At 72.0% G+C, this 13,286-nt stretch carries 9 protein-coding genes; all 9 read left to right on the forward strand.

Annotated features, from left to right (window positions below; translation table 11 throughout):
- Positions 1–6 precede the first annotated feature (6 nt).
- The 9 genes from QMK30_RS18925 (at position 7) to QMK30_RS18965 (ending at position 13,280) form a co-directional block, all read left to right on the forward strand.
- On the forward strand, positions 7–1,272 hold the full coding sequence (locus QMK30_RS18925) for a 6-phospho-beta-glucosidase (RefSeq protein WP_283519466.1): 1,266 nt from the start codon (positions 7–9) through the stop codon (positions 1,270–1,272).
- Positions 1,263–2,243 (forward strand): N-acetylglucosamine kinase, encoded by a 981-nt coding sequence (locus tag QMK30_RS18930; protein ID WP_283519467.1) that lies wholly within the window; start codon positions 1,263–1,265, stop codon positions 2,241–2,243. The genes QMK30_RS18925 and QMK30_RS18930 overlap by 10 nt, the downstream gene beginning before the upstream one ends.
- Before the next feature lie 287 nt (positions 2,244–2,530).
- Complete coding sequence (locus QMK30_RS18935; RefSeq protein ID WP_502963164.1) at positions 2,531–3,904, forward strand: GlnX family signal transduction membrane protein; 1,374 nt, start codon at positions 2,531–2,533, stop codon at positions 3,902–3,904.
- A 20-nt stretch (positions 3,905–3,924) separates the two neighbouring features.
- Entirely contained in the window at positions 3,925–4,926 is a 1,002-nt protein-coding gene (locus tag QMK30_RS18940) for a glutamate ABC transporter substrate-binding protein (RefSeq protein WP_283519468.1), read from the forward strand.
- A gap of 72 nt (positions 4,927–4,998) precedes the next feature.
- Positions 4,999–6,348, forward strand: a complete 1,350-nt coding sequence (locus QMK30_RS18945) for a hypothetical protein (RefSeq protein WP_283519469.1) — start codon at positions 4,999–5,001, stop codon at positions 6,346–6,348.
- Positions 6,345–9,254, forward strand: coding sequence for a serine/threonine-protein kinase (locus QMK30_RS18950; protein ID WP_283519470.1), 2,910 nt, complete (start codon positions 6,345–6,347; stop codon positions 9,252–9,254). The genes QMK30_RS18945 and QMK30_RS18950 overlap by 4 nt, the downstream gene beginning before the upstream one ends.
- 2 nt (positions 9,255–9,256) lie before the next feature.
- The gene (locus QMK30_RS18955) at positions 9,257–10,540 is read left to right on the forward strand and encodes a PP2C family protein-serine/threonine phosphatase (RefSeq protein WP_283519524.1); all 1,284 of its coding nucleotides are present in this window, start codon (positions 9,257–9,259) and stop codon (positions 10,538–10,540) included.
- 93 nt (positions 10,541–10,633) lie between these two features.
- A complete protein-coding gene (locus QMK30_RS18960; protein ID WP_283519471.1) occupies positions 10,634–11,992 on the forward strand; it encodes a vWA domain-containing protein in 1,359 nt (452 codons plus the stop codon).
- Positions 11,993–12,083: 91 nt separating this feature from the next.
- Positions 12,084–13,280: an FHA domain-containing protein gene (locus tag QMK30_RS18965; protein ID WP_283519472.1), complete on the forward strand. Its 1,197-nt coding sequence runs from the start codon at positions 12,084–12,086 to the stop codon at positions 13,278–13,280.
- Positions 13,281–13,286 lie beyond the last annotated feature (6 nt).

A 13,286-nucleotide genomic window follows, 5' to 3' on the forward strand; every position in this document is an offset into this window, starting at 1 on the left:
GAGGAAATGAAGCTCGCAGTCGTGGGTGGCGGGTCCACCTACACACCTGAGTTGATCGACGGCTTCGCCCGGCTGCGGGACACGCTGCCGATCGAGGAGCTGGTCCTCGTCGACCCCGCGGCCGACCGTCTGGAGCTGGTCGGCGGCCTCGCCCGCCGGATCTTCGCCAAGCAGGGCCACCCGGGCATCATCACCACCACGTCCGACCTGGACGCGGGCGTCGCGAACGCCGACGCGGTGTTGCTGCAGCTGCGCGTCGGCGGACAGGCCGCGCGCCAGCAGGACGAGACCTGGCCGCTGGAGTGCGGCTGCGTCGGACAGGAGACGACGGGCGCCGGCGGCCTCGCCAAGGCGATGCGTACGGTCCCGATCGTCCTGGACATCGCCGAGCGGGTGCGCCGCTCGAACCCGAACGCCTGGATCATCGACTTCACCAACCCGGTGGGCATCGTGACGCGGGCGCTGCTCCAGGCCGGCCACAAGGCCGTCGGTCTGTGCAACGTCGCGATCGGCTTCCAGCGCACATTCGCGAAGCTGCTCGACGTGGCACCCGCCGAGGTCCACCTGGACCATGTGGGGCTCAACCACCTCAGCTGGGAGCTGGGCGTACGGCTCGGCGGCCCCGAGGGCGAGAACCTGCTGCCCCGGCTGCTCGCCCAGCACGGCGACGCGATGGCCGACGACCTGCGCCTGCCGCGCGCGGTGCTCGACCGCCTCGGTGTCGTCCCCTCGTACTACCTGCGCTACTTCTACGCGCACGACGAGGTCGTACGGGAGCTCGGCAGCAAGCCGTCGCGGGCCGCCGAGGTCGCCGCGATGGAGAGGGAACTCCTCGCGATGTATGGCGACCCCGCGCTCGACGAGAAGCCCGCGCTGCTCGCCAAGCGCGGCGGCGCCTTCTACTCGGAGGCGGCCGTCGACCTGGCGGCCTCGCTCCTGGGTGACGGCGGCAGCCCCATCCAGGTCGTCAACACGTACAACAACGGCACCCTGCCGTTCCTCGCGGACGACGCGGTGATCGAGGTCCAGGCCCGGGTCGACAAGACGGGCGCGACCCCGCTCGCCGTCCCCGAGCTGGACCCGCTGTACGCCGGACTGATCGCCCATGTCAGCGCGTACGAGGACCTGGCTCTGGAGGCCGCCCTGCGCGGCGGTCGCGACCGCGTCTTCAAGGCGCTGCTCGCGCACCCCCTGGTCGGGCAGTTCGAGTACGCCGAGGCGCTCACCGACAAGCTGATCGCGCACAACCGGGAGCACTTCGCGTGGGCGTGAGCGCGGCTGTCATCGCCATCGACGCGGGGAACAGCAAGACAGATGTGGCCGTGATCGGGACCGCCGGATCGGTTCTCGCATCGGCGCGCGGCGATGGCTTCCAGCCGCCGGTGGTCGGGCTCGGCGTGGCGATCGACGCGCTCGCCGTGACCGTCGGCCGGGCGCTGGAGGAGGCCGGGGTCCACGAGGTCGAGCATGTCTCCGCCTGTCTGGCCAACGCCGACCTGCCCATCGAGGAGCGTGAGTTGGAGGCGGCGGTCCACGCGCGCGGCTGGGGCCGTACGACCGAGGTCCGCAACGACACCTTCGCGATACTGCGGGCCGGGCTGCCCAGTGGCGCAGAGGCCCTCGGCGTCGCGGTCGTGTGCGGCGCGGGCATCAACTGTGTCGGCATGCGCCCCGACGGCCGCACCGCCCGCTTCCCCGCGATCGGCCGCATCTCCGGCGACTGGGGCGGCGGCGGGGGCCTGGCCGAGGAGGCGCTGTGGTTCGCGGCGCGGGCCGAGGACGGGCGGGGCGAGCCGACCGAGCTGGCGAGGGTCCTGCCCGCGTACTTCGGTCTCGACTCGATGTACGCGCTGATCGAGGCGCTGCACCTGCGCCGCATCGACGAGAAGCGCAAGCACGAGATCACCCCGGTGCTCTTCGCCGCCGGCGCGGCCGGTGACCGGGTCGCCCTGTCGGTCATCCACCGGCAGGCCGAGGAGGTCGTCGCGATGGTGACGGTGGCACTCGGCCGGCTGGACCTGCTGGACGCGGAGGCGCCTGTGCTGCTGGGCGGCAGTGTGCTGGCGGCCCGTCACCCGGAGCTGAACGACCGCATCACGGCGCTGCTCGCCGACCGTGCGCCGAAGGCGGTGGCGGGCGTCGTCACTGCCCCGCCGGTGCTGGGCGCGGCGCTCCTGGGTCTTGACCACGTCTCGGCCCCCGCGGAGTCCCACCTGCGGCTGCGGACGCACTACGACGCGTAGGGCGCCACCGCTCGGCTCCGGCCGCCGTCCCGAATGTCCGGGGCGGCGGGCGGAGTGCGCGTACCGCACACATTGCCTGCACAACCGGTACGAACGGGAACCGAACAGATCCCCCCTGCGTATACATAAGCGGGAGATGCGGGGAGATCGGGTAGCTGTGATCGGACAAGATCCAGTCAATCCCGGTGTGGATGTCGGTCCCTGCGGCCATACTGCTTGCCGGGCACTGCCCCCACACATCACCGGGGGAGAACGGACCGACTGTCCATGACCGAGGGGGAGGTCACGTGGCACACCCACCGAATGTGCGCGAGGCGCAGCCTTCACTTGCGCGCGAGGCGCAGCCGCCCGTGCGCGGCACCGCCTGGTCCGAGGGCGTGGGCCGGTTGCGTGCCGGTGCGACGACCGAGCCCGGCCGGCTGCGGATCATCGGCGCCCTGGTGGCTGTTCTCGTCGTGGCGTTCGGGGCGGTGACGGCCTGGGAGGTCTCCGGCCGCGCGACCGCCGCCGACGACGTGGTGTCGCGCAGCCAGCCGCTGAGCGCGGACGCGGCGAGCATCTACCGCTCGCTGGCGGACGCCGACACTGCGGCGTCGAGCGGATTCCTCGAAGGGGCGCAGGAGCCGCCGGACGTGCTCTCGCGGTACAACAAGGACGTCGCGACGGCCTCCGAGCTGCTGGTGAAAGCCGCGGCCAACACGGACAGCTCCAGCGCGTCCGGGCACGAGATAGCCACGCTCAACAAGGAACTGCCCCGCTACACCGGCCTGATCGAGCGCGCCCGTGCCAACAACCGGCAGGGCCTGCCGCTCGGCGGCGCCTATCTGCGGTACGCCAACGACCGGATGACCAAGACCCTGCTGCCGGCCGCGGAGCGGCTGTACCAGTCGGAGACCCGCAGGCTCGGGGACGACTACGACGAGGCGAGGCTCTGGCCGTTCTTCGGGCTCGGCCTGGGCGTGGTGGCCCTCGGCGGCCTGATCTGGATCCAGCAACGCAACTACCGCCGTACGAACCGGGTGTTCAACTATGGCCTCGTCGCCGCGAGCGTCGCCTCCGCCATGGTTCTGCTGTGGCTCGGCGTCGGACACGCGGTGTCCAGGGCCGAGCTGAACGACGCCAGGACGCGCGGCCAGGAGTCCCTGGAAGTCCTCAACGACGCCCGCATCAACTCGCTGAAGGCCCGCGCCAACGAGAACCTCACCCTGGTCGCGCGCGGCGCCGTACTGGCCAAGGACGGCAAGCGCGACCTGTACGAATCCCAGTACGCGGACAGCATGAAGATCCTCGGCGAGCGTCTGGGCGACGCGGGCGAGCTCGCCGACGACCTCGCGGGCAGCGAGCCCGTCGAGGTCGCCACCAAGAGCGTCAAGGTCTGGCGCGAGCGGCACACCACCGCCCGCGCCACCGACGACGGCGGCGAGTACGAGAGCGCGCGGCTGCAGATCACCGGCGACGAGAACTCCACGGACGAGTGCTTCGACGCCGTCGACGCGGCGCTGGACAAGGCCCTCGCCCATGAGCAGACCGAGTTCACCCGGGCCGCCGAGGACGGGCGGGGCGCGCTGACCGGACTGCCGGTGGGCGCCGCGGTGCTGGCGGTGCTCGGTGCCACCGGCGCGGTGCTCGGCATCGGGCGCAGGCTTTCGGAGTACAGGTGATACGGGTGGGAGGAGGCGCGGTGACCAGGACGAGCAGGAGGACCCCGGTCGGCCGGCTGCGCGGCTGGGGCGGCGTCGCGACCATGGCCGCCGCCTGCGCGCTGACCGCGTCGTTGACGCTGCTGCCGCTCTCCCACGGGGGCGGGGACGACAGCGGGACAGCGGCCTCCGGGCAGAGCGTGGCGCAGGCCGCGGCCGCGCGGGCGGACACCTGCGAGGAACCGGAGCGCAGTCTGCGGCCCGGGGGCGGCGAAGGCGCGGCCATCGAGAAGATCAAGAAGCGCGGCAAGCTGATCGCGGGCGTCGACCAGAACAGCTTCCGCTGGGGCTACCGCAATCCGGTCAACCGCGGACTCGAAGGCTTCGACATCGACCTGGTGCGGGCCATGGCCAAGGACATCCTCGGCGACCCCGAAAAGGTCATCTACCGTGCGATCCCCACCAATCAGCGCATCCTCGCGCTCCAGGAGGACCGGGTCGACATCGTCGTCCGGACCATGACGATCAACTGCACCCGGCTGAAGGACGTCGCCTTCTCCAGCGCCTACTTCCAGGCGGGCCAGCAGGTACTCGCCCCCAAGGCATCCACCATCAAGGGGTACGACAAGTCGCTCGCAGGCAAGAAGGTCTGCTCGGCGCAGGGCTCCACGGCGTACGACGCGCTCGCCGAGGAGTCGTTCGGCGCGGACTTCGAGAAGTTCACCGTCTCCAACCAGCTGGACTGCCTGGTGCGGCTCCAACTCGGCGAGGTCGACGCGGTCGTCACGGACAACGCCCTGGCGGCGGGCCAGGCGGCGCAGGACCCGGCGGTCGAGCTCAAGGGGAAACCGTTCACCAAGGAGTACTACGGCATCGCGACGAAGCTCGGCAGCGACGACCTGGTGCGCCGGCTGAACCAGGTGCTCGACGACTACCGCAGGGGTGGCCCCGACAGCCTCTGGATGAAGGCGTACGGCAACTGGCTGAAGGCAGACCTTCCCGGCATCACGGCACCACCGGAGGCCAAGTACCGGGAAAATTGAGCCGGTTGGGCGCGGATGCAGCAGTATCAACGGCACGGACAGCGGATCGCAGCTGGAGCGGAGAGGTGATCGATGGGCGTCGCGGGAGCCACCGGGCCGGTGATGGACCGGGACGAGGTGGACCGTGCGCTGGCGCGGCTCGGCGCGGAGTACGAAGCGATCGAAACCTCGCTCCTCGCACTCCAGGACCACTCGGGCCGCCGACTCCTGGAAGGCGCCGAGCTGACGGGCGTCACCAAGGACCGCTGGGCCGCCACCGAGCACGCCGTCGCGCTGCTGTGGTCGTACTTCGACGCGTACACCGCGGTCCTGTCCGGCGCCCGTGAGCTGCGGGCGCGGCGGCGCTGGCCGAACCGTGAGGACCTGGTCGAGCTGACCGACGTACTGCGCGGCGAGAGCGTGACGGTCGCCGGGGGTGGCGTCGCGGGCGGTGCGCGGGGCGGTCACACCCATTCGATCACCGGGCCCGCCAAGCTCTCCGAGCGGTTCACGCTGGCGGCGCTGGTGTCCCGGATGAACCAGCTGTACGCGCAGTCGCTCGACATGGTCGTCACGGCGGACGCGGTGTGGTCCGCGCTGCCCGCCCGGATCGATCTGCTCGCCGCCGAGCTGCTGCGCACCAGGTCGCTGGCGCACTCCGTCGGCGTACGGCCCGGGGAGCACCCGGCGGGCGACGACCTGGAGGAGATCACCCAGGAGCTGACGACGCTGCGCAGCCAGGTGGTGACGGACCCGCTCGCCTTCTGGCGCCCCGGACTTGGCAGTTCGGCGCCCGGCGGTGGCCGGCCCGACACCGAGAGGTACGACCGGGCGGCCCGTGCGCTGGAGGAGATCCGGCGCGAGATCGAAGCGGTCCTCGGCGTGCGGCAGGACGCGGAGCAGCGGCTGCTGCGGCTCCAGGACGTCCTCTCGCGCGCGGACCGCACGCTCACCGAGGCACGGTCGGCGCGCGGCGAGGTCCTGGCGAAGATCGCCGCGTCGGAGGTGCCCGCGGTCAGCGGCCCCTCCACCGCGCTCCAGGAGCAGTTGGTGCTGGCCGCCGGATACCGCAGGCACGCCCAGTGGCACCGTCTTTCGCCGCTCCTGGAGTCACTGGAGCGCGAGGCCGAGGACGAACTGCTGCGCGCCCGGGAGTCGTTGTCGCGGGTCACCGAGCCACTGGCGGTCCGCGCCGAGCTGCGCGGCCGTCTCGACGCGTACAAGGCGAAGGTCGCCAGGCACGGCATGGCGGAGGACCCGCTGCTGATGGAGCGGTACGAGGCGGCCCGCCGGATGTTGTGGAGCGCGCCCTGCGATCTGCGCGCCGCCGAGCAGGCGGTGCTGCGCTATCAGCGGGCCACGGCGGAAGTCCTGATCCCGCGGCAGACCGGCCCCGCCGACCGTGCGGGGCCCTCGCGGAGCGACAAAGGGGATTCAGCATGAGCGAGTGCCAGCGTCCCGGGTGCGAGGGGTCGTACGAGGACATGGGCGGCGGTGAGATGTACTGCGACACCTGCGGTCTCGCGCCGGTCGTCTCGCCGTCCGGCACGCTGTCGTCGCCGCCGACCGGCATCACGGCCGGCGGGCGCAGCGACAGGGCCAGCAGCAACAACAACTCGGGGCGCAGCAGTTCGCGTGCCTCATCGCGGGCGTCCGAGCGCTCGTCGCGCTCATCGACCTCGCGGCGTTCCGTCTCCGGGCGGCTCTCGCGCGCGCTGTCGGGCTCGGCCACGTCCCGGTCGGTTTCGGTCCGCAGCTCCGGTGCGTCGTCGAGCGCTTCGGGCCGCAGCAGGCTCGGCGCCGGGCTCGTGTCCATCCCGGACGTGCCGCGGCCCGACCCGCGCTCGGCGGTGATGGAGAACCCGGAAGTCCCCGAGCGCAAGCGGTTCTGCAGCCGCAGCGACTGCGGGGCGCCGGTGGGGCGGGCCCGCGGCGAACGGCCGGGCCGTACCGAGGGGTTCTGCACGAAATGCGGCAACCCGTACTCCTTCATCCCCAAGCTCGACACCGGCGACATCGTGCACGGCCAGTACGAGGTCTTGGGCTGCCTGGCGCACGGCGGCCTCGGCTGGGTCTATCTCGCGGTCGACCGCGCGGTGTCCGACCGCTGGGTCGTCCTCAAGGGACTGCTGGACACGGGCGACCAGGACGCGATGGCGGCGGCTATCTCGGAGCGGCGCTTCCTCGCCGAGATCGAGCACTCCAACATCGTCCGCATCTACAACTTCGTCGAGCACCTCGACCAGCGCACCGGCTCCCTCGACGGTTACATCGTCATGGAGTATGTCGGCGGCAAGTCGCTCAAGGAGATCGCCAACGAGCGGCGCAGCCCGGCGGGCAAGCGCGATCCGCTGCCGGTGGAGCAGGCCTGCGCGTACGGCATCGAGGCGCTCGAAGCGCTCGGCCACCTGCACAGCAGGAACCTTTTGTACTGCGACTTCAAGGTCGACAACGCGATCCAGCAGCAGGACCAGCTGAAGCTCATCGACATGGGCGCGGTCCGCAGGATGGACGACGACGAGAGCGCGATCTACGGGACGGTGGGCTATCAGGGCCCCGAGGTCGCCGAGGTCGGGCCGTCCGTCGCCTCCGACCTGTACACGGTGGCGCGCACGCTGGCCGTGCTGACCTTCGACTTCCAGGGCTACACGAATGTCTTCGTGGACAGCCTGCCCGACCCCGACAACATCGAGGTCTTCCGTACGTACGAGTCCTTCTACCGCCTGCTGGTCCGGGCCACCGACCCGGATCCGGGTCGGCGGTTCGCCTCGGCGACGGAGATGGCGGAGCAGCTGACGGGCGTCCTGCGGGAGGTCGTGGCGATCCAGACGGGCCGGGCCCGGCCCGCGCTCTCGACGCTGTTCGGCCCGGAGCTGCGGGTGACGGACGCGCGGCTGTTCGCCGAGCTGACCGGCGACGCGTCACAGCTCGGCGGCCGATCCGTGCCGCTCTCCCGCCGCGCCCGCCGCGCCGGGGGCCGCGTCGTGATCCCCGCCCAGCCGGGCGCCACCCCTTCGGGTGCTCCCGGCGCGGCGAACTTCCCGGCGCAGGGCGCGGGTGCGCCCGGCGGAGTCGGGGGGTACGGAGCGGTGGGCGCGGGGATGTACGGCGCGGGCAATGGCGCGGCCGCGCCCGACGGGCAGGCGGGCCATGCGCTGCCCGGCGCGCAGTCGGCCGGTGCGGGTCCCGGTGGACCTGCGGGGCCCGGCAGTGCGGGCTTCGGCGGGGCCGCGGCGCAGCTCGGCGGTACGGGCGCGGCCGGGCAGCAGCCCGGCCACCCGGGCTCCGGTGGAGGCGCCCTCGCGGTGGCCCCCCACGCTCATGTCTCCCCTTCCGTGGCCGTCGCCGGGGCTGCCGCGCCGGCCGGTGCCTTCGCGCCGCCCGGGACCCCGCCCGGCTCGGCCAACGGCGCCGGGGTGCCGTTCCTCTCGGCCCTCGATCCGCGCGCCACCGCGCTCGCACTGCCCGTGCCGCGCGTCGACCCGAACGACCCCAACGCCGGTTTCCTGGCCGGTCTGATGGCTTCCGCGCCCGCCGAGCTGATCGCCGCCCTCCAGTCCGCCCCCGGCGACTCCGTCGAGCGCCGGCTGCGCGAGCTGCGCGCCCGGCTGGAGATGAACGAGCCCGCCACCGCCGCGGAGGCGCTGACGGCCCTGGAAGCGCGGCACCCGGACGACTGGCGGGTCGTCTGGTACCGCGGTATCGCCTCCCTCACCACCGGCGAAAACGAGATCGCGGCGCTCTCCTTCGACGCGATCTACGACGCGTTCCCCGGCGAGGCCGCGCCCAAGCTCGCCCTCGCGGTGTGCGCAGAGGTCCTCGGCCAGCTCGACAACGCGGCGGAGTACTACCGCCTGGTGTGGACGACCGACCCGAGTTACGTCAGCGCGGCCTTCGGCCTCGCCCGCGTCCAGCTCGCTGCGGGCGACAGGCCCGGCGCCGTACGCTCGCTGGAATCCGTGCCCGAGGCATCGATCCACTACACGGCGGCGCGGGTCGCCGCCGTGCGGGCGCGGCTGCGCAGACGCGCCGCGAGCGACCCGCTGAGCGACGATCTGATGGCCGCCGCGGCCCAGGTGGAGGCCCTGCGGAGCTTCGGCCTGGATGCCGTACGCCGCGAGCGGCTTTCCACCGAAGTCCTCGGCACCGCCCTCGACTGGGTACTCTCCGGTGGGCACGGGGCGCGCCCCGTGCGGTCCGCGCTGCTCGGCAGCCAACTGGACGAGCGCGGCCTGCGCTTCGGGCTGGAACGCTCGTACCGGGTGCTTGCCCGGCTCGCGCAGCGCGGGGATGAAAGGATCGACCTGGTGGAACGGGCCAACCGTTTCCGCCCCCGGACCTGGGTGTGATGATGTCGCAGATGCACCAGCTGTCCGCCTGCCCCTGCTGCGAGGAGCCGCTGGATACGGGTGACTTGTTCTGCGGGGCGTGCGGGTACGACCTGTCGGCCGTCCCACAGCCGCCGGACGACCACCCGACGGTGGCCATCGCGGTGGCGCCGCGCGCCGCCTCGGCGGGCAGCTCCGACGCGGGTCAGGAGCGCGGCGATCCGTCGCACGAGGCGACCGCGGCCGTGCGGTTCGACGCCCCGCCCTCCCCCGGCACCCCGGACGACGACTTCGCGCTCGCCTCTCCCGACGCCGCGCCGGCCGCCGACCCCCGGTCCCCCGAGCACGAGGCGACCCCGCCGGCCGGCACGCCCCTGGGCGGCAAGGCCTGTGTGGCCTGCCGGGCGGGCAGGATCGACGAGGACGGCTACTGCGAGAACTGCGGCCACGCCCAGCCCCGCGAGCGCGATCACATGGAGCAGGAGCTGGACGCGGTGGCGGCGGTCAGCGACCGCGGTCTGCGCCACCACCGCAACGAGGACGCGTTCGCGCTCTCGACGACGGCGCTGCCCGACGGTTCGCCCGCGGTCGTGGCGATCGTCTGCGACGGCGTGTCGTCGGCGACCCGCCCCGACGAGGCGTCGGCAGCCGCCGCGAGCACAGCCAACGAGGCCCTGCTGGAGTCCCTGCCGCGCGGCACGCACCCGCAGCAGGCGATGCACGAGGCGATCGTCGCGGCGGCCGAGTCCGTCAACTCCCTGGCCAACGAACCGGGTCAGGCCATGGAGCACGATCCGCACCGTAATTCGCCCGCCTGCACCCTGGTCGGCGCGATCGTCGCGAGAGGCCTGCTCGTCGTCGGCTGGGTCGGCGACAGCCGCGTCTACTGGGTGCCCGACGACCGCACGGCGCCGCCCGCCCGGCTCACCGAGGACGACTCCTGGGCGGCCCAGATGGTGGCGGCCGGCCTGATGAACGAGGCGGAGGCGTACGCCGACGACCGTGCCCACGCCATCACGGGATGGCTCGGCGCCGACGCGTACGAACTGGAGCCGCACACAGCTTCCTTCAAGCCGGACCGCCCCGGTGTAGTGGTGGTGTGCACCGACGGACTGTGGAACTACTCGGAGGCGGCGCAGGAAATGGCGCAGGTCGCACCGGCGGACGCCGCCGAGCGGCCGCTGCACTGCGCCCAGGTGCTGGTGGGGCACGCCCTCGACGGCGGGGGCCACGACAACGTAACAGTGGCCGTGCTGCCGTTCCGGGTACCGCCTCAAGGGGCAGGATCGGCCTACGGCACGGCGTAGGACCCCTGTTCCTTCCCGCTGCTTCACCTCTTCATCGCCTTCACCACTTGTCACGTGGAGACTTGTCACGTGGAGCCTCAAGGAGCCGATTCGATGGCCAACTTCTCCAAGTCCCGTGTGCCGCAATTCTCCGTCGAGGTCTATCAGAACGAATACCTTCCGGAGGGCGGTCGTGAGGTCAACGCGATTGTCACGGTGACCTCCACCGGCGGCGGTACGAGCGGCAGTTCACGGCTGGCCGGGGCCGGGGTCTCGCCCGCGTTCATACCCGGGCAGGCGCCTGCAGCCGCTGTTGTGATCATGGTTGACTGCTCAGGTTCGATGGACTATCCGCCGACGAAGATGCGCAACGCGCGGGACGCGACGGCCGCCGCGATCGACACCCTGCGCGACGGCGTCGCCTTCGCGGTGATCGGCGGTACGCACATCGCCAAGGAGGTCTACCCGGGCAATGGCGCTCTCGCGCTGGCGGACAGCCGCACCAGGGCCCAGGCCAAGGAGTCCCTGCGCAAGCTCAGCGCGGGCGGCGGCACGGCGATCGGCACCTGGCTCCAACTGGCGGACCGGCTGCTCGGCTCGGCCGAAGTCGCCATCAGGCACGGCATCGTGCTGACCGACGGACGCAACGAGCACGAGTCCCCGGAGGATCTGCGGGCCGCGCTCGACTCCTGCGTCGGCCGCTTCACTTGCGACGCCCGTGGCGTCGGCACGGACTGGGAGGTCAAGGAGGTCACCGGCATCGCCTCGGCGCTCCTGGGCACGGCCGACATCGTCGCCGATCCGGGCGGCCTGTCCGCCGACTTCACGCAGATGATGGAGGAGGCGATGGGCAAGGAGGTCGCGGACGTCGCACTGCGGCTGTGGACGCCCGTCGGCGTGGAGATCAAGTTCGTCAAGCAGGTCGCGCCCGCGGTCGAGGAGTTGACCGGGCGGCGCACCGAGGTGGGCCCGCGCGCCGGGGACTACCCGACGGGCTCCTGGGGCGACGAGTCCCGCGACTACCACGTGTGCGTGCAGGTGCCCGAGGCCGGCATCGGCCGGGAGATGCTGGCGGCCCGGGTCTCGCTCGTCCTGCCGACGGTGGGCGAAGGTACGCCGCAGACGCTTTCGCAGGGTCTCGTACGAGCCGTGTGGACGGACGACATGGTGGCCTCCACGTCCATCAATCCTCAGGTCGCGCACTACACGGGTCAGGCCGAACTGGCACAAGTCATCCAGCAGGGGCTGGATGCGCGCAAGTCGGGCGACTACGACGGTGCGACCGCGAAACTCGGCCGTGCGGTACAGCTGGCGGCGGCGTCGGGGAACGCGGACACCGCGAAACTGCTTTCGAAGGTGGTGGACGTCGTCGATGAGGCGACGGGTACTGTGCGACTGAAGGCGAAAGTCGCGGATGCGGACGAGATGACCCTCGAAACACGCTCCACGAAGACAGTTCGCGTCAAGAAGTAACGCAGAGCAACCCAAGAAGTAATTCAAGAAATACGTGAAGTAAGTACCGATTTACGGCCTCCGGGCCGGACTGAGAGGGGGAAGCGCCGACATGCCGACCTGCCCGAACGGACACCAGTCGGGTTCCGACGACTGGTGCGAGGTCTGCGGCCATCGCATGGCCGGCGCCGTGCCGCCGCCTCCTCCGCCCCCGCCACCCGCTCCCGGTTACGGATACCCGCCGCAGGGCCAGGACGCCTACGCACAGGGATCCGACCCCTTCGCGCGCGGTTCCGACGCCACCCAGCAGGCGGAGCTCTGCCCGCAGTGCCGCACCCCGCGTGAGGCCATGGCTCCCTACTGCGAGGAGTGCCGGTGGAACTTCCTCACCAGTACGGCGACCTCGTACACGCCGGTCGCCCCGCACAACGCGGGCCCCGGCTCAGCGCCTGCCCCCGACTCCGGCCCCGGCCCCGGTCTCAATCTGCCGCCCGGGTTCCAGTCGCCGCAGCAGGGGCCGCCGCCGACTCCTCGTGACCCGTTCGACTACCAGGGCTCACGCCCGTCGCAGATGAACCGGTCGGCGGAGCCGATCGCGCCCGAGAACCAGGGGCAGCAGGCACCGCCCCACCCCTTCCAGCAGCAGCCCGGCCCGCCGCCTCCGCCCCAGGCGTTCCAGCAGCCGGGCCCGCCCGCACCGCCCCAGGCGTTCCAGCAGCCGCAGGCGCCCCAGCGGCAGGGGAATGCCGAGGACGACTGGATGCTGCCCCCGCCGTCGCAGCAGCAGCAGGCGCAACAAGCACAGGCACAGGCCCAGGCACAGCAAGCACAACAGGCACATCAGCAGCACCAGGGGCACCAGCAGGCACCCCCGCAGCAGTACCAGCCCCCCAGCGCCGCGCCCACGAGCTGGACCGCAACGGTGGGCCCGGACCGTGACTACTTCATGGCGATGATGCGGCGCAGCGGCCCGGACGCGGCGGGGCTCAACCTGCCCGCCTACTCGCCCGAGCAGCGGCGCCCGCTCACCGGCAACCAGATCACCATCGGGCGCCGCCGCCACAGCACCGGCGAGGCCCCGGACATCGATCTGTCCGTACCGCCGGAGGACCCGGGCGTCTCGCACCAGCACGCGGTCCTGGTCCAGCAGCCCGACGGCAGCTGGGCCGTGGTCGACCAGAACTCGACCAACGGCACCACGGTCAACGGCGCGGAGGACCCCATCCAGCCCTACGTGCCGATCCCGCTCCAGGACGGCGACCGGGTCCATGTCGGCGCCTGGACGACGATCACGGTACGCCGGGCCTGAGGATCG

This window comes from Streptomyces sp. H27-C3, from assembly GCF_030063415.1.
GTDB lineage: Bacteria > Actinomycetota > Actinomycetes > Streptomycetales > Streptomycetaceae > Streptomyces.

Bases quoted from the DNA above. Each gene is read 5' to 3' on its own strand.
- QMK30_RS18950 (WP_283519470.1), top strand. From the start codon at position 6,345: ATGAGCGAGTGCCAGCGTCCCGGGTGCGAGGGGTCGTACGAGGACATG.
- QMK30_RS18960 (WP_283519471.1), top strand. From the start codon at position 10,634: ATGGCCAACTTCTCCAAGTCCCGTGTGCCGCAATTCTCCGTCGAGGTC.
- QMK30_RS18945 (WP_283519469.1), top strand. From the start codon at position 4,999: ATGGGCGTCGCGGGAGCCACCGGGCCGGTGATGGACCGGGACGAGGTG.
- QMK30_RS18925 (WP_283519466.1), top strand. From the start codon at position 7: ATGAAGCTCGCAGTCGTGGGTGGCGGGTCCACCTACACACCTGAGTTG.
- QMK30_RS18965 (WP_283519472.1), top strand. From the start codon at position 12,084: ATGCCGACCTGCCCGAACGGACACCAGTCGGGTTCCGACGACTGGTGC.
- QMK30_RS18955 (WP_283519524.1), top strand. From the start codon at position 9,257: ATGTCGCAGATGCACCAGCTGTCCGCCTGCCCCTGCTGCGAGGAGCCG.